Source organism: Cupriavidus nantongensis, assembly GCF_001598055.1.
Taxonomy (GTDB): Bacteria; Pseudomonadota; Gammaproteobacteria; order Burkholderiales; family Burkholderiaceae; genus Cupriavidus; species Cupriavidus nantongensis.
Genome location: NZ_CP014844.1, coordinates 3,856,747 through 3,873,022, shown reverse-complemented (window position 1 = coordinate 3,873,022; position 16,276 = coordinate 3,856,747). Strand labels below are relative to the sequence as shown.

At 64.6% G+C, this 16,276-nt stretch carries 12 protein-coding genes; 1 reads left to right on the top strand and 11 read right to left on the bottom strand.

The window, feature by feature from the left end:
- Positions 1-253 precede the first annotated feature (253 nt).
- From A2G96_RS17870 to A2G96_RS17835, 8 genes are read right to left on the bottom strand one after another with little or no spacing between them, the layout of a single operon-like run.
- On the bottom strand, positions 254-940 hold the full coding sequence (locus A2G96_RS17870) for a hypothetical protein (RefSeq protein WP_062801423.1): 687 nt from the start codon (positions 938-940) through the stop codon (positions 254-256).
- Positions 937-1,233 carry a hypothetical protein gene (locus A2G96_RS17865; RefSeq protein WP_150124171.1) on the bottom strand — a complete coding sequence of 99 codons (297 nt, stop codon included), beginning with the start codon at positions 1,231-1,233 and terminating at the stop codon, positions 937-939. The genes A2G96_RS17870 and A2G96_RS17865 overlap by 4 nt, the downstream gene beginning before the upstream one ends.
- A gap of 17 nt (positions 1,234-1,250) precedes the next feature.
- Positions 1,251-3,350, bottom strand: a complete 2,100-nt coding sequence (locus A2G96_RS17860) for a phage tail fiber domain-containing protein (RefSeq protein ID WP_062801421.1) — start codon at positions 3,348-3,350, stop codon at positions 1,251-1,253.
- On the bottom strand, positions 3,350-7,594 hold the full coding sequence (locus A2G96_RS17855) for a hypothetical protein (protein ID WP_062801420.1): 4,245 nt from the start codon (positions 7,592-7,594) through the stop codon (positions 3,350-3,352). The genes A2G96_RS17860 and A2G96_RS17855 overlap by 1 nt, the downstream gene beginning before the upstream one ends.
- 9 nt (positions 7,595-7,603) lie before the next feature.
- On the bottom strand, positions 7,604-7,987 hold the full coding sequence (locus A2G96_RS17850; RefSeq protein WP_062801419.1) for a M15 family metallopeptidase: 384 nt from the start codon (positions 7,985-7,987) through the stop codon (positions 7,604-7,606).
- Positions 7,984-8,778 carry a glycoside hydrolase family protein gene (locus tag A2G96_RS17845; protein ID WP_062801418.1) on the bottom strand — a complete coding sequence of 265 codons (795 nt, stop codon included), beginning with the start codon at positions 8,776-8,778 and terminating at the stop codon, positions 7,984-7,986. The genes A2G96_RS17850 and A2G96_RS17845 overlap by 4 nt, the downstream gene beginning before the upstream one ends.
- A 9-nt stretch (positions 8,779-8,787) precedes the next feature.
- A complete protein-coding gene (locus tag A2G96_RS17840) occupies positions 8,788-11,310 on the bottom strand; it encodes a hypothetical protein (protein ID WP_062801417.1) in 2,523 nt (840 codons plus the stop codon).
- A 2-nt stretch (positions 11,311-11,312) separates the two neighbouring features.
- On the bottom strand, positions 11,313-11,861 hold the full coding sequence (locus A2G96_RS17835) for a virion core protein, T7 gp14 family (RefSeq protein ID WP_062801416.1): 549 nt from the start codon (positions 11,859-11,861) through the stop codon (positions 11,313-11,315).
- 16 nt (positions 11,862-11,877) lie between these two features.
- Between A2G96_RS17835 and A2G96_RS17830 the strand changes: the two genes are divergently transcribed.
- Complete coding sequence (locus tag A2G96_RS17830) at positions 11,878-12,309, top strand: hypothetical protein (RefSeq protein ID WP_150124170.1); 432 nt, start codon at positions 11,878-11,880, stop codon at positions 12,307-12,309.
- On the opposite strand, the gene A2G96_RS17825 is transcribed toward A2G96_RS17830, so the two are convergent.
- The 3 genes from A2G96_RS17825 to A2G96_RS17815 all read right to left on the bottom strand — a co-directional run bounded on the left by A2G96_RS17825 (position 12,282) and on the right by A2G96_RS17815 (position 16,240).
- Positions 12,282-14,597 carry a phage nozzle protein gene (locus tag A2G96_RS17825; protein ID WP_062801414.1) on the bottom strand — a complete coding sequence of 772 codons (2,316 nt, stop codon included), beginning with the start codon at positions 14,595-14,597 and terminating at the stop codon, positions 12,282-12,284. The genes A2G96_RS17830 and A2G96_RS17825 overlap by 28 nt on opposite strands.
- Positions 14,598-15,176 carry a hypothetical protein gene (locus A2G96_RS17820; RefSeq protein ID WP_062801413.1) on the bottom strand — a complete coding sequence of 193 codons (579 nt, stop codon included), beginning with the start codon at positions 15,174-15,176 and terminating at the stop codon, positions 14,598-14,600.
- Positions 15,177-15,241: 65 nt separating this feature from the next.
- Positions 15,242-16,240, bottom strand: coding sequence for a major capsid protein (locus tag A2G96_RS17815; RefSeq protein ID WP_062801412.1), 999 nt, complete (start codon positions 16,238-16,240; stop codon positions 15,242-15,244).
- Positions 16,241-16,276: the final 36 nt, after the last annotated feature.

Genomic DNA, 16,276 nt, shown 5'->3' with positions numbered 1-16,276 from the left:
TCAGGAAACTCTGCGTCGGCACGATTGCGTATCCGACGCCCTGGGCCGTGGTGCCCCGGTAGGGCCGCTTGAGGACGAACTGAGTCGAGGACGTGATGGACCCGATCTCGTAGAAGGCGTTCGAGCCGTCCTCGGGGACAAACATGTCGCCGGCCTTGGCCTTCACGATGAAGGAAGTGCCGGTCCCGGTTACCGTCGTGTCACCGTTCGTGAGCGCGACAGTACCCGCTGCATACCATGCCATTGATCTCCTTTACAGACCCATGACGTCTGCGATGATGATGAATTGGGGAGGGACGAAGGAGCCCGGAGAGGCGTCCCCTGGAATCGAGGCGACCGGCACGTAGGCCATCTGGCACCCATCCTGCCGATCACGTATCCCCGCATAGAGCGCCTGAGAGAATTGGGCCTCAGCGTTGTCGTACGCGAGTTGCTCCCCGGAGCCTGGGTTGGACGCGCAGACGGCGTATGAGCCAGCAGGGAGACCCGCGTAAATCCAGGGAGTCTCGTAGAAGTTGATAGGCTGGACCGACGCGGCGCCCGGCTGGACGACTCCGGCCACCCTCAGGGGCTTGTGTTGGTCCCCGAACGTCTTGTTGCCATTGGCGTCGTAGATTTCCAGCCCGAATGACTGTGCGAGCCAGACGGGCTTGTCGAACACGTAGGTAGTGATGGTCGCCGGGTCCAGCGTCCCGAAAGTCCAGGTCCACGTTCCGTTGCCGTTGTTCTGGCAAGCCTTGATGCACGCCGACGCCGTGGGCTTCATGAATAGCAGCGGGGTGTCGCAGGGCAGCGTGAGCGTCCCTTCGTATCCCCGTGATCCATTGACGCCCGTGACGGTCGTGTTGACCTGGACCTTGTACCGGAGCGAGAGATTCGCCCAGGTGTCATCGACTTGCACAGTGCCCCATGTGTTCCACACGGTAAGTCCTGCGGTCATCGAACTCCTGTGAAGACCATGTAGTTGATGTTGTTGTAGTAGAGCCCCGTGCTGTCTGGAACGCCGTCAGGCAGCGGGAACGACCAGAAGAGTCGGTTCCCAGAGAGCGAGAACGACGCCTCCCCGACGGGTTCCGCTGGACGGTTCGTTGCCACTGCGGCAAACCACGGGTCGCCTGTGTTCGTCCCAGGGATGTCGTAGTACCCCGTGTTCTTGCCGGTGTAGAACATCCCCGTGATCCGGGCCAGCCGGTGACCTATGTCGAGAACCAGTGCGCCGTTCTGGTCAAACACTTGAAGACCCGCCGGCATCACCAGATTCCCAGGCGGACGCGCATGACGTTGTTTCCGTCGTAGACGCGGTAGGAGTTGGAGTCGAGCTCGGAGCGTTGCCCGGACGTCGCCGTGCGCAGCAGCCCGATGTTCGCGCTCAGCGCCGAGAGGCTTGGGGTCGTGATGCCGCCGGGGGTGATCTTCGTGCCGAGCCCGCTTTCCTTGTACGGCGTCAGGCGGGTCTGCCCTGGGCTGGCCTCGGCCACCATGGGCTTCATGAAGAATCCCCAACTGTCGGCGTTGCCTGCGTAGGTGTCGTACTTCCCGACATGTAGCCGCGCGGAGCACGCTCCGGCGGGGGCGCGGTGAATCCCCCCGATCCTCTTGAACAGGGCCATGTTCTGCCCGCCACCGAACTGAGCCGGATTGAACAGGTCTGGATAGGCCACCTTGTCGAGCGGGGAGATTGCCAGGGACGCCCCCGCCGCCGTGAAGTACTCAAGCATCACCAGGGCCGTGCAGCGGTGAGCGCCCGAGTAGACTGAGTACTCGTAGTCGGTGCCCTCCTGTACAGAGAAGACCGTGCTTGAGAACAGGGCGTATTGCTGCGCACCAATGTTCCCCGTGGGTCCTAGTTGCCGGATGAAGAGGCCCTTGGTCCCGTTGGGAAACCAGACGGACACGCCACCGCCGTCACTGTCCCCAAACGAGACTGAGGCCCCTGGGATTCCGTTCCACGTGCCCCATCCGTTCGGGAGACCCCCGTTCACGTCCACCATCGACGCGTTCGGGACGATGTTGCCCCCGAAGTTCACATTGACCTCGCGGGCCGTCAGGGTGCCGGCCTTGATCTTGTCGCCGGTGATCTCGTTGGCCTTGATGCTGCGAGCCTCGACCGACCCGTCCACCAGGAGACGGCCAGGGTACGTACGGTCCCCCATGACGTTCGCCGGGATGATGAAGGTCGGTGAGCCGTCCACGTTGCCCGCCGTGAAGAGCGGCTTGAGCGGGCCATCGACAGACGCCGGGTCCGCGAAGACGAGGCGGTTCGCCATCATCACGATCTCGGAGCCGCTCATGTCGTCGTTGGACGTCGCGGCGAGTCCGATGGCCGCCATGACAGCCTTGCCGTCGGCACGCTGCACCTGGGCCTTGAGGGTGTACTGCGCATTCAACCCGGTCACCTTGCCGTCTACGGCGGTGATGGACGTCTGCATGTCCTCAATGACCTGGGCGAGGTCCTCACCGATCTGGGACTGGAGGGAGGTGATCTGCTGCGCCAGCGCCTCGTCGGCACTCACGCGAGCCGTCTGCTCCGTCTGAATCTGCGCGGTGATGTCCTCATTGATCGTCGCCTGGAGCGTCTCGACACGCTTCGCCAGCGCCGAGTCTTGCTTCACCGACGTCACGGCGGTATTGATGATCGAGGCGGCGATCTTGTCGTCTTCCTCGTCACCGGGCTCCAGGCGGTCCAGGGATGCCTGGATGGTGTCCGTCTTGGAGGCGAGGGCGGCGGTCTCCGACTTCAGCAGGTTGACCTCCGACGTCACCGACGCCCGCAGGTTCTGGCTGTCGATCTCGACCTTATCCAGGCGCTGTGCCAGGACGGTCGTGGCCGCGTCGCGGTCCTCGATCTCCTTGAGAATCTGTTGGTGCAGCGCGTCGGCCTCGTTGCCGATGACCTCGATCTGCGATGAGAGATCGTCCAGGGTCTGAAGCCCGGACGTGAGAATTGCTTGGGACTGCGCAATGGAATCCAGGGCGCCCGAGACCGTCTCGATCTCGTTCTGGATCAGTTGGATGACCGTCCCGATGGAGCCGGTGATGCCTCCGCTCCGCTCCTGGATCAGGAACAGGCATTGGAGGCGGGCGCGGTTCAGGTCATCGGCAGTCAGGTTTGCGGCGTCCACGAACTTCGCGTAGTCCACGAGGTCCGGGGTAACCCGCATGATCTTGAGAGTTTGACCAGCCGGCAGGGGCTCGCCAAAGATGGTGACGACGCGGACGGTGTGGTCATCCACGAACGTGAACGCACGAGGCGCTTCGTTCGCAGTGACCACGATGTTTGACCGTTCCAGGTAGGGCCAGTCAATCGTGTAGTCCGTCCGCGTCCCATCGGTTACATAAACCGACAGCATCAGTCGTCGTCGTTTGCTCCGAAGATGTACTTGATGAACCCGTACTGCTGTTGCAGCGGGACCAGGGAGCGCATCTTCTTCCCGAACTGGTCGAGGTCGCCATTGACGGCGTTCGCGCCAGCCTGGGAGAGAGTCTCCAGGTTTCCGAACCACGGCCCCACGAGGTTCGAGGCCCACGATCCCTGGGAGTACCGCGACCCCTTACCCGCGAGGGTGAAGCCGAGGTGCTCCTTGGTCACGGGGTCCGAGAGCTTCACGCCAGCGTCCACGAACGACCCGAGGTAGCCCAGGACGCCCGAGCGCTGGATGGTGTTGTAGGCCATCTCGTGCGGCGTTTGCTCAGTGGGGTCTTGGCCCTTCCGCATGGACGACAGGACGTTCATGACGACGCCAGCGGCCATCACGATCCCCAGGGCCTGAGCGAACTTCGCGTGCTCACCAGTGACCGCCCCGCGCTGGAAGCCAGCCCGGAGGAAGTTGTTGGTGAACTGGAAGGCGGTCGATTGGAACTGGAGGAAGAGCTTGCCGTACCACTTGTCCATCAGGAGCGGCTGATTGCCGTAGCCGGACGTGTAGCTGGCCCGCTTCTGCGCCTTCACGAGCGCCGCCTCCAGGACCTCCTTCATCTCGTCGCCGTCCGGCTCGGAGAGCCACTTTGACATCCCAGGGTTGAACAGACCACGACGTTCCTCGGAGCCGTGCTTGGCGAATAGCTCCGCGAGGCGCTTGGCCTCCACTTCACCGATGCCGACGGCTGCGAGGTCCGCCTTGATTCCGGGCGACAGCTTGTCGTACCCCTTCGTCCACTCAGCGATGTTCGCCAGTTGGGCGAGGCCGGCAGCGCGGCGCACCACGTTGGAGTAGGCTGCGAGACCGGACAGGCGGTTGCCCGCATCGGCCACGAGGTCCAGGTACTTCGTGATGTTCCCGGTGATCTCCTTGGTCTTCCCGGTGCCGAACCCGATGTGATCGCGGACGGCCCCCAGGCCGAGGGCCTTATCGGACTGGCTCATGTGCAGCCCGGTCTCGAAGGAGCCCAGGATGCGCTCCAGTTGCTTGAAGTCCTTGTCGCCCTTGGCGGCCTGCTCCACGATGTACTTCATATCGCGGACGGCGGAGCCGGTGAGGGCGCGAGTGACTGAGCCTGGGGCGGCCCACGCAGCCGTGGCGATGTCGCCAATGGCCGCGAAGATGAACCCGCCCATGAACCGCACGAGGCCGAGTTGTCGCAGGGAGTCTGCGATCCACACGACGCCGTTCTGGTCCTTGACGTCGTAGCGACCCAGGAGACGATCCGAGGCGGCCTTGAGGTCGTCCCGAATCAGGTCGCGCTGTTGCGCCAGGGTCTTGCGGTCCTCGGGCTTCGCGGAGCCGATCATGCGGTCCAGGTCCTCTTCGACCTCGCGGATGACGTCCTCGATCTTCTTGCCTCCCCACGCCTGGTGGAGCGCCATCTGGCCCCCCATGTCTTGCATGTACTTCTGGAAGGCGTCGGCGGCGTTCGATTCGAGGAAGCCGAGCTCGCGCAGGCGGTCGTACTCCTGCTCGTTGAACTGGAACTTGCGCTCCTTCAGCCGACCAGTGACCGGCGAGTTCTCCAGCAGCAGACCACGCGGCGCCTGGGCTTGTCCGCGCAGGTTCTCCGAGAGTTGCTGGACGTACTTCGTCAGTGGCGGCGCCTCGTGCGATCCCTTTCGGGCACGGGACTTCGCCACGCGGAGTTGGGAGGCCGAGCGGTTGGCGGCCTTGCGAGCGGCCTTAACGTCGTCCCCGAGCATCCGGCGCTTCTCGTAGACCGTCTTGCGGGTCGCGGTCGCTTCGTCAGCGATGCGCTTCAGTTCCTCCAGGGCGGCCATGTTGTCGATCTCCTGGGCGCGGAACCCAGGGGCCAGCAGCGAATCCGCTTCGTTGGACTTGATCGTGTCGATGTCCTTCGCGGCGGCGTCGAGCCAGCGGCGGGTGTCCGCCTGGGTCTTCGCCAGGGAGTCGAAGTCGGCCTGGGCCTCTGCGAGCTCGTCCTGGGCGGCCTTGAGCTCCGCCTGGGCGTCACGCAGTTCTGCCTTGAGACGATAGTGCTCGTCCCGCAGGGGCATCATGTGGTGCGTCTTCTGGGCCGTGTTCGGCGGGAAGTCGGCAGTCACCTGCTTCTTCTCAGCGATCACGTCCGCCTTCTGCCCCTTCAGGTCCGCCACCAGCGCGTCGGCTTCAGAGACACGGGCAGTGGCCGCAGCCTCACGAGGCCCCGCGGAGTCCAGTGCTTCCCCGGTTTCCCGGAGAGCCGCTTGGAGGTCGGAGACGTCCCCGCCGCCGATGGCATCCAGGCGACGCTGCGCCGAGACCACCTTGGCTTCAGCACGTTCCGCCTTTAGCGACCCTGCGGCCACCCGACGGAACACAATACCGCGCTCCATCTCTCGGGCCTGGGCCTTCACCTCGGACAGGCGGGCCGCACGGGCCTCCGTCTCGGACTTCCCAAGTTGCCTCAGGACGTCGGAGAGGTTCTCCATGTTCCGCTTGTGGCGGCGCTCGGCGTCAGCCAGTTCCTCGGCCACGCGGGCGTTGAAGTAGTCGTTCTCTTCGCCGCGCCAGTCCTTCAGGATGTCGTTCTTCAGGGTGCCGTCGCCGGAGTCCAGGATGTCCTGCCAGGACGCGTGCGGCGTCGTCTCGATGGGCTTGCCGTCCGCGTCGAGCTTGGGCTCGGCATTGGGGTTCTTGATGTAGCCCTGTTCCATGAGCCACTCGTCCATCGGACGGGAGCCCAGGTGCTCTTGCATGAAGGCGCGGAACGCCTCGGGGTTCGAGTCGATGGCGCCCTTCTGCCAGAGTTGGGGCATACCGTAGCGGCCCTCGCCCTTGAGCGCGGGGTCGGCCAGCCCCATCTTGACCGCCTTGTTCCACATGGCCTCATAGGACTCGTGGTAGCGAGCCTCGGCCTCGTAGACACGCTTGTGCACGAGGGCCGCCTGTTCTGGCGTGAGGCCGGCGTCGGTCAGATGCTTCATGACCTTCTTCGAGATGTCCGCCGACGTCATGCCGGCGTTCGAGCCGTGCTGGATGATCGTCACGCCGGTCTTGAAGACGTCCTCGCCAATCGTGTTGGCCGAGCGCTTCCCGAGGGTCCAGGTGTTCACCAGCCCCTTCGCGGAGGTCTCCAGGGCGGACTGCCCCAGGTCCATGTTCGCGGCCTTGTAGATCGAATCGACGTCCCGGAGGACGCTTGCCGTCTCCTGGTCGTAGATCGTCTTGAGGGTCTCCGCCTCCACGGGACGCGCGTGGCCTGCCACGTCACCCTTCGTCAGGAGGCCGCCAGTGTCGTAGGCGGCGAAGAGATACTGCCGGGCCTTCTCGGACACGTAGTTCGTGGCGCGGCCCAGGGGGGTCCAGCGCGGCGCCAGCGCCCAATCGACCGCCTGGGCGATCTTGGATTTGCCGACGGCGATCTCGGTGTCCTCGGTTCCAGTGGTCGCCCGCATGGCGCCGATGCTGTCGGCAGGCGTCTCACCGATCCGCATCTCGACCATCTCCGCCTTGTCCAGGTTCTCCGGGCGCAGGGGATTGTCGGGATGGGCAGGGCGCAGTACCGAGTCAGCCGGCATGTGCCGCAGGAACGGGCCGATGCCCGCGCCGAGCGCTGCGCCGATGCCGATGTTCATGAAGGCGTCACTGGCCGGGCGGGTCGAGTCCAGCGCTTGCAGTACGCCTTCCTGGATCGCGGCGTCCGTGCCGACGATGGCGGCGCCTCGGGCCATGCGACCGGCGAGGGTTGCGGCCTTCACGCCGTTGAGCGCGGCGCCACCGCTCACGAGAGTGGTAGCGTCCAGGAGGGACACGCCGAAGTTCAGCAGGGCATTGCTGTTGCCCGTTGCCATGATCTCGCGGTCCTTCAGGTTCCGCTGCATCGCCTGGGCGTACTGCGCGAACTCTTCCTTGGACTGGAGCTTGTCGAAGCCGAATACGCCTTGGGCGGCCAGGGGCTTCAGGAACTCGTACTCCTGCTCGTTCTCACGAAGGAAGGCGTACGGATTGAATTGGGGATCGGGGGCAGTAACGCCGCCCCCGGAGCGGTTCATCAGTTGACCGATGACGGTCTCGGTGCGCCACGTGGCGCCAGCGACATCCCAGGCGTCCGGGCGGTTCAGCTTCTCCGCTACCGGGTCCACAGGGACGTAGCCGCCCTGCGCCGGGTTGGAGTCGGCCAGCATATCGTTGGCCGGTTGATTCAGGACGACGGGAGTATCAGCCATGTCGAGTTGTTAAGGGTAGACCTTGCGGTCGAGTTCAAAGTGGGGACCGTCCTTCAGGGTCTTCCAGTCCCCACCCCAAACGATGGGGGCGCCGAGCCGTGCGGCGTGCGCCTTCACGATGTCAGCGAGGGTCTTGTAGACCTTGAAGTCCCAGGTGAGCTTGCCGTCGATCAGCACGCCCAGGTCCACAGCGTGTCCCGTCAGGTGGCGGGAGTTCTGCGTCTGGGATTTGCCGGCCTTCACGAGCTCGCGCTGGCGCTCGGCTGTCCGAAGACCCTCGATGACCATGAAGGTCATGGGGCCGAGTAGCATGTCCGATACGGCCTGGACGAGCTTCACTAGATCGGGGTGCACCCCCTTGAGTCGATCCACGTCACGTTGCGTGAGCTTCATCGGAGTCCATTGGATTCAGTGGACGCCAGTGACTTCGTTGCGCCGGCCACGCCGAGCCATAGGTTCGCTTCCGCCGCACGGCGCGGCTGGAGCTTCTTGGCTGACGGGGACGAATTGCGGATCATCTCGCCCACCTTCTCAGGCGAAGCGCCGGAGTTGATGGCCTCTGCGATGCCGCGAGCCTTGAAGCCGCCGGGTCCGAGGTTGTACATGAGGGAGACCAGGGCGGCCCGCTCGTGGTCCTTCAGGTCACGCTTGACCATGTGGTCCACGTATCCGTTGGCACGATAGATGCCGTACTCCAGGAGCTTGTCAGCCTGCCCCTGGGTGATGGTCCCCGTGCCGTTCTTGATGGCCTTGAAGCCGTCGGCGTCGATCCCGAGGACCTCCTTGAAGACCTTCTCGGAGTCGGGGTTGCCAGGGATGTTCCAGCCGTAGCCAATGGAGACCTCATCCTTCTGGCCGTCCACGTAGTCGCCGGGGCGAACGTAGATGTCGCCGGGTCGGCGCTTGGGCGAGAAGACGCCATGGTAGGCGCGGGACTCGAATCCTTCCGAGCCGGCCACGCCTTGCTTCACCATGTCGAGCCAGCCGCCCTGCGGGGCCTTGGCGCCTCGGAATGGTTGGGTGATTGCTTTCGCTCCACCGAGATAGTCGAAGAACTTCTGGGGGTCCCAGAGCGTCTTGGGCGGCGGGGGAGTCCGGAGTTCACCGGACTGGAACCGCTCCTGAGCTACCTGCTGCATTGCGTTGCTCATGACGTTCTCGGGGAGCACGTCTGCTGGAAGCATGTGCTCTCCTTAACGCAGTGGGCGTCGCATAACCCCCACGGCTTGATGTTCAGGCTTGTCCTCCCACGTGCGTTGCTTCTCGTTGGAAGCGCGGCGGGCGTCGGCGGCGGCCTGTGTCCTCTCGATCCGGTAGCCATACATGACGCCGTAGGTGTTGGACCTGGAGTCGTACATGGCGTACATGCCGGGAGGGAGGTATTGCTTGAAGAACTCGGCGGCCTTCGCGGGATCGTCAGGAACCTTCACGGCCTTCGTGGTCTTCTCCACGATCTTTCCGCCCAGGCCGACCACTGCCGAGTCGTAGGCGTGCTCGACGGTCGTCGGGACGGCCACGGACATTCCAGGGCGGAACATCAGCGGCGTCTGGTCGGAACCGTAGACGGCCCGAAGTCCGTTGCGCTGCGTGGCGTCCAGGTAGAGCTCACCGACGTCCGGGGCGATCCCAGGGAACGACTCCTTGAACTTCTTGGCGTCGGCCTTCCAGTGATCCACCGGGTCCTCGATTTCGCCCAGGGCGTTCTTGAACGCGGTGCCGGCGTAGAACGGCTTGTAGCCCTTCTGGACCGAGAACGGGTGATCCGGCGCCGCGTTCAGCGGGTCGGCCAGCGCCATGCCTCGGGAGCCGTTCGGGTTCTTCGCCAGTTGGAAGTTGCCATCCTTGCCGGGGACCGTCACGTAGCGTCCCGCGAGAATCTTGGCCGTGGCCTCGTAGACCCGATCAGGATCAACGATACCCTGGGCCTTGAGCTCCGCCGCTTGGATCGCAGCGATACCCATGATCTCGGCCTGGACGTCCGGGTGGAAGCCCACCTTCGGGTTGCGGATGAACCCGTCGCGCCCGGTCTTCTCCAGGACCTCCTTGCCGACGGCGGACATCAGGTCGTTCTCGACTTCAAACGCCTTCTTGTCTCGCCCCAGGAGGGAGGACCACTCGACCTTTCCGCCCTGCTGCGCCTTGGACAGGGTGTCCTCGGCCTTCGGGTTGTCGGTCACGTACTTGAACGCGGCGGTAGGGTCGCCATACATCGGCGCCGCAGCGTCCAGGGCACGCCACCGGGCCTCGGCTTGGGGAGTCAGGTAGTGCGACAGGCCAGCATCACCGACCTTGGCCTGGATCGCCTTGATCCCGGAGTAGGCGTTGACGGCCAGGGCCGAGTCCTTACCGAGTAGGGCGTTCGACATCTCCGCCTTGATGTAGGGCGGGGGCGCCGGGAGGACGCGCTGGATTCGGTCGGACGTCTGGTACGCCACGAACTCTTGCATGGCCTCCGCCGTCTTGGTCGGGTGGACGTTGCCGAGCGGGTCCGTGGTTTGACCCAAGGCTCCGCCGCCGCGCTGTGCATCCTCGGACAGCATCTTGGCCTGGTGCTCGTTCGCCACGTCGGCCGCAGAGACCCCGAAGTGATCCCCGACGAGCGTGTGATCGACCTGGTTGTCCACGGCGTACCGGGCGAGGTTGACTCCGGCAGTGACCTTGGCCGCCTGCTGGAGGCCGTGAAGCGCTTGGCCCACGCCAGCCATGCCGACGCCGTGGATCGAGTCGATCTTCTGGTAGTCGTAGATCGCGTCGGCCCAATCCTTCGTCGTGGCGTTCGGGTTGGCGGCGAGACCAGCCACGCGGAGGTTCCAGTTGTTCACGGCCTCCCGCGCTTCCATGGTCTTCACTTGCTGCGTCCGGGCTACCAGCCGCTCCCCGATGTCGTTCATGAGCTCGGGGTGCGTCTTGTCGTAGCCCAGGTCATGCAGCCGCTCCCACAGGGCCGTACCCTGCGAAGCGTTCGTGACTTGCGAGGCGAGGTTCAGGACGAACTTGTCGGCGGCGACGCGATCCCCGTTGAAGATCGTCGTGGCCTTCGAGATTCCCAGGGCGAGCGACCCCTGCGTGAGGGTGCCGTTCTGCATCTGGTCCATCAGATCGCCCGTGATGTCCTGGGTCGCAATGGTCTCGATGTTCTGCTGCGTCTTCTCGCCGTAGCGGGCGACGAGGCCGTCAGCCGCCTTATTGATCGAGTAGAGGTAGCGGGCGTCGTAGGTCGGATCGCCGGTCCCGCCTTCGCCCAGGTTGTTCTTGATCCAGTTGTCCACCCACTCGCGCGGCGTCCCGGTGGACCCGTCGAGCATGTAGCCCTTCGCCATGTCCTCGGAGAGCTTGGTGACGTCCTGGGTGGACGCACGGTCAGCGCTGGCCTCCTGATACATGCCGAAGTAGGCTTGGCGGTTCTCGTACTCCGGGCGCCGCGCCACTCCCTTCTGGACGTCGCTCATGGCGAGTTCCTTCAGGGCGGCGTTCTCCTTGTGGGCCTCGCTCAGTTGCTCCTGGTGGAGCGTCTGCCCGATGGCCTCGGACGTCCGCGCGAGGTTGCCGAAGAATGAGCCGAAGACGTTCCCGAGTTGGGCGAGTTGCTGGCCCGTCCCCTGGACCTGTGCGGCCACGGGGCGATAGAGGTCAGTGACCTCCCGCGCCGCGCCATCGACCTTCGGGGTTTCATAGGCCGGCGTAGCGGCAAATGCGTTTGCTTTTTGTCCGGCCATGGTTACTTTGGAGGGTTCTGGATGCGGTAGTTCTTCGCCACGTCGAGTTGCGTCTGACGCTGGAAGTATTGAGCGCCCGCGCCGACCAGGGCCTGCCCGATCTGGGCGCCGGCCTGGACTTGCGAGACGCGACCAGCAGCCGCAGCCTGTGCCGCAGCGTCAGCGCCGCCCGCCTGGAGCGCCGCCATCTGGTCACTGACGCCCGAGCGCTCGTTGTCTAGGCCGGCGTCGATACGACCCAGGTCCGCCGCAGCGGCAGCGGAGATGTTCATTGCGCTCGCAGCGAGAGACCCCGCGCCCTCGGCGGCCCCGACTCGGGCCATCGCCAGTTGCCGGTTCGCCTGTTGGGCGCGGTCAGTCCGTTGCTCGAACGCTTTGAGTTCGGCTTGCCGCTGACGCTCTTGAGCGACGCGGTAGCCCTCTTCAATGTTCCGGTTCTGCGCAGTCTGTTGGGCCTCGATGGCCCTGTTCTGCGCGTTGTTCTGCATCAGCGCCCCCGCCGCCGACACTGCCAGCGTCGTGAGCATCACGATGGTTGTAGGTTCGCACATGCGGGAGGAAGTGTTCGTGGCCCAGGTCTACGGCTTGGAAGCCGCACCATGCGAGCCACTTGAGGTGGAGCGCGTTCTGCCGCCACGGGGCGCAGACGAGCGTAGGGAAGTGGAAGTGAGCCTGCCCGATCCGGTGATGGCACACCTTGAGGAAGGGCGTAGCGACCTCCAGGAGGTACGGCGTAGCGAGCATCCAGATGGAGCCCACGCCGTCCTGAGGATGCGAGGTGACCCCCCAGATGCCGGCGACGCGGCCACGGGGAGTCAGGATGGTCTCAGCGATCACAGAGTCGTCCACCGACTCCCGGATGACGTCCAGCGGATGCTCGCCTGGACGGGCCAGGACGAGCTCATAGCAGTCCGCTCGGCGGAGCTTCTGAGCCAGGGCGTCGGTATGCGCGAGAGTCGGCGGTACGAGTTTCATTGCGATGCGAAGAGGTTGGCGTAGCGGGCGGCCAGGGTGTAGCCGGTGACGGCCATGGGGGCAGAGGACGTCGTGGAGACCGTCAGTTGCGCCTTGTGGCCCTGCGCGTTGAACGGGATACCGAAGGTCTGGTTCTCGCCGTTGTCGGCCACCAGCGCTTCCCCCACGACTCGCGGAGACAACTGGACGACCATCGGCGGGCGGTCCTTGCGAACCACCGTGGCCTTGAAGTCCCCGGCGCGTAGCGCATCCAGGAAGACCTTGTGGACCTGAAGCCGGCCCATCGGCGTCTGGCTTTCGCCTGCGGCAGGGTAGAACGGGGAGAACGTCCAGTACCGCTCGAAGCGCCGCCCGAGGAAGCCCTGGGGCGCCGTCACGTGCGTCTGGAAGTGGGCCACGTGCTGCGAGCCATCCCACACGACCGTGGCCGGGTACTCGGAGTACCAGCCGGAATCGTTGGGGACCAGGACGACCATGTTGTCCAGGCCCGCCAGTGGCGTCGGGACGATGACCTCGGAGCGATTCCGAGCCACGTTCCAGGTGATCTGGGCCGGGACCAGGAAGTCCAGCCGCTGCGCATCCAGGCTTTGAACGGCCTCGATGCTCACCTTCAGCAGTTGCACGTAGTTCCCCACGTCGGCCAGCAGGTACAACCAGCCCTTGTCTACCCAATGGAGCCGGATGTACGAGACCCCATCGAAGGCGAGCGTGGCCCATGCGTTCTGCTGGCGCTGCGCGTCCTTCCAGTAGTTCGTCTGCACCCACAGCTTGTTGGGGGCGAGGCCGGTCCACAGGAAGTTCCGGCCAGCCTGGGCCGAGCCCGAGATGCGCCGGACCGCGCCAGGACAGTAGTCCGGCACGTGCTTGCTCATGTCCTCCGCGTAGTTGTTCTGCGACGCCTCGCGGTAGGAGTATTCCCACAGGACCGAGCGGCCCTCGGACGAGCCGGTGTAGTACAGGACATCACCGACCACCTGGGGCGGGCATTCGCCGTCGAGCTCGTAGCGGGTCACCACGCCCATCGAGGCGTCCATCGGGGTGATGGCCTGACCGCCGTCCACTGCGGCCTGGGCCGACTCGGTGACGACGATGAGCGAGTTACGGATCGCGCGGAGGTAGCGAATCTTCCCGCTGTCCGCGTCCGCTTGGAGCGGCACGGGGTCGCTCGCCACGATCTCGCGGGCGCTGGCGTTCCAGAAGTTGAACAGGTCGTCGGGTTGGCTCCCGATGATCCAGTCGTCAGCGGCCAGCCACAGCCGACCCTTCCACAGGGCCATGTCCGTGATCTGCTTGCCGGCGAACGGGGGAGGGGCATTGCTGTCCGCGTCACCAGTCTTCCGCAGCGTCCAATCGCACGGCTGGAGCTCGAAGGAGTTCGCGCCCGTCTGGTGCAGTCGGATAGGCATGGTGCCCGGCTCGATCCGACCGGAGGTCCCGAAGGCGTCCAGGTAGGAGCATTCGCGGTAAGCGTTCGTCGGTTGGTCGTAGGCGACGTAGTAGGACGACTTGAGGTCGCCCTGGTTCTGGTCGATCAGGATCGGCTCGCCATGGAAGCCCACGTTCGGGAGGTCGGTGATGACCGACGCCCGTTGCTTGAGGACCGTCATCGCGGTCTCATCCCAATCGTTCGAGCCCGAGAGCGTGGAGACGATGTTGGTCGGGCCTTCGATACGGATCACGTTATTGATCCGGGACACGAAGAGGCCGGGCATGTTGGCACCAATCGCCGCCGCCAGTTGCGAGGCGACCCAATCGCGGGTCTTCGCGCCCCCTGAGCCGTCGTAGAACACGCTGGCGGAGCCGACGTTGGACGACAGGTAGAAGGACTGACTGGCAGAGTTGAGCTTCTTGACGACGACGTACGCGCGGGTCAGGGCCGGCTTGGCGGTCTCTGTGACCGTCGCCGTGACCGCCGTGTTCAGGATGAAGACGGTATCGGTGACGGGCAGGAAGCGCAGGGTAGAGCCGTCGCCAAGGTAGTTCTGGACCCACGGGCCGTATGTGACCGGAGCGATGTCGCCCGTGACCAGATTGCGGACCTCGATCTGCCCGGCCTCTGCTCGCTTGAGCATCACCCAGGGCTGACCGTCCTTCGTGCGGAACATCGTGTGACCCGTGAGGGCGTAGGACGTCCGGTTCAGGCCAGCGATCCACTTGGTCCCCATGCGGTCCACGAGCCCGCCCACCTCGACGGAAGGCAGGAAGTTCACGATCTCTTCCATGGAGGAAGGAGACCGCAGCAGCGGCGCTTGTCGGTTCACCCCGGAATGGAGTGCGCCGATGCGCGGCTGAAGCATGTTGTCGATTGGCACTTACAGGATTGATCCGTTCGGGTAGGTGCGCCGACGCAGGAACGCAAGGTCCGGGTTGTCGAGCATGTTGTAGTCATCGACATCCGACTCGGACGCCTGGGAGTCTGCGATGGCCTCCCCGCGATCACGCTGGAGGAAGTTGTCAGCGGCCACCGAGCCGACGTAGGACGTCTGGTACTTGGCCGTGGCGTCGGCCACGATGCGCTGTTGGACGTGGTACGGGCACTCTTCGAAGGGGAAGTAGAGCGTCACGTTGACGTCCACGGAGTCCGTGAAGACGTCTGTGCGGTCCGCCTTGTTGTAGAGCTTGGTGCCGCGCTGGACCACCTTGAGGTACGGGTCTACCGGGTCGATCTTCAGGACCTCGGGTCCGACCAGGAGGTTTCCGTTGGCGTCAGGCACCAGCGTGCGGACCTCGGTATTGAAGTCGTAGTCCTTCGCCAATACCGCCTTGGTTGCGGCGTCGAGAATCGCGGAACAGTTGGCGAAGTCACCGGCCCCTTCGACTTCGACAAGGATCACGGACTCGCCCACAGCCGACAGCATCATGTTGACGGCTTCGAGACGGGAAAGAGGCATTGGGGAAAGAAACGAAAAAGGGGAGCCCTGGAAAATCCAGAACTCCCCATGGGGTTGCTAAAGGCTTAGGCCGCCGGCAGGGCGAACTCCACCGCGCACTCGGCACGCAGGGTGCCGTGACCCGAAGCCTGCGAGGTCACGATGAAGTCTTCCTGACGACGAGCCGAGCGCTCGACCTCGGTGGACATGCCACGCAGGGTCAGCACGCCAACGGCGTCCGGGGTCCACATGACTGCCGAGGTCTTCGAGTAGTCGGCGCGGTACTTCGGGTAGACCGAGGTAGCAGCCGATTCGTTGGTGTTCGGCACCAGTTGGGTCGGGTAGATGTTCACGCCCTCGAAGCGGATCGCTTCGGTGACGTTCGCACCTTCGCCGGCTGCGGCCAGTTGGATGGTCGTGGTCAGGTTCACGAAGTGGCCCGACACGGAGTCACGCGCGTACTTCAGCGCATCGAACACGGCGTACGGGACGGCCATGTAGATGGTCGAGGTCAGCGGGACCTTCTTGGCGTACAGCGCCGCCTTGGCTTCGCGGATGCGAGCCATCCAGGCCATGCCGTCGATTACGCCCGAGGTCAGCAGGTCAGCCGCCACGATGCGCGAACCGCCGGGGAACGGACCCACAGCAGCCTGACGCGCGGCCAGGATGGCAGCACGGTAGTTGTTGCGGTCGTAGACCTCGGCCAGGGCCTGACCCATCGAGGTCGTCATCGGACCACGGATGTCGAACTGCGACATCAGGGTGTCCAGGTCGAACAGGGCGTGGTGAGCAACCAGCAGACCGTCGAGAGTGATTTCCACTTCGCCGGTCGCATACGGGTTACCCATCATCTCCTGACCGCGAGTCAGGTATTCGGCCATCGAGTCGCCGGTGCGGATGAACTGCGCCGACTTGCCGCCCTGGATGTTGCGCTCGTTGAACTTGCCCTTGGTGACGGTTGCCAGCGTGAACGCGGTCAGGACCTCACCAGTGAACTTCTTCAGGAAGAGCGAGCGATCATCAGCCGGGGACGATTGACCAGTGCCGAAAGCTACCGGCGAGCCGGCGTTGGGGGAGAATGCCATGTAGAGTGTTTCTCTCTGAGGGAAATGGTGTACCCC

What these genes read in the sequence shown, in the direction of transcription:
- A2G96_RS17815 (WP_062801412.1), bottom strand. Translation starts at nt 16,240, where the DNA reads ATGGCATTCTCCCCCAACGCCGGCTCGCCGGTAGCTTTCGGCACTGGT.
- A2G96_RS17870 (WP_062801423.1), bottom strand. Translation starts at nt 940, where the DNA reads ATGACCGCAGGACTTACCGTGTGGAACACATGGGGCACTGTGCAAGTC.
- A2G96_RS17860 (WP_062801421.1), bottom strand. Translation starts at nt 3,350, where the DNA reads ATGCTGTCGGTTTATGTAACCGATGGGACGCGGACGGACTACACGATT.
- A2G96_RS17840 (WP_062801417.1), bottom strand. Translation starts at nt 11,310, where the DNA reads ATGGCCGGACAAAAAGCAAACGCATTTGCCGCTACGCCGGCCTATGAA.
- A2G96_RS17835 (WP_062801416.1), bottom strand. Translation starts at nt 11,861, where the DNA reads ATGTGCGAACCTACAACCATCGTGATGCTCACGACGCTGGCAGTGTCG.
- A2G96_RS17845 (WP_062801418.1), bottom strand. Translation starts at nt 8,778, where the DNA reads ATGCTTCCAGCAGACGTGCTCCCCGAGAACGTCATGAGCAACGCAATG.
- A2G96_RS17820 (WP_062801413.1), bottom strand. Translation starts at nt 15,176, where the DNA reads ATGCCTCTTTCCCGTCTCGAAGCCGTCAACATGATGCTGTCGGCTGTG.
- A2G96_RS17855 (WP_062801420.1), bottom strand. Translation starts at nt 7,594, where the DNA reads ATGGCTGATACTCCCGTCGTCCTGAATCAACCGGCCAACGATATGCTG.
- A2G96_RS17850 (WP_062801419.1), bottom strand. Translation starts at nt 7,987, where the DNA reads ATGAAGCTCACGCAACGTGACGTGGATCGACTCAAGGGGGTGCACCCC.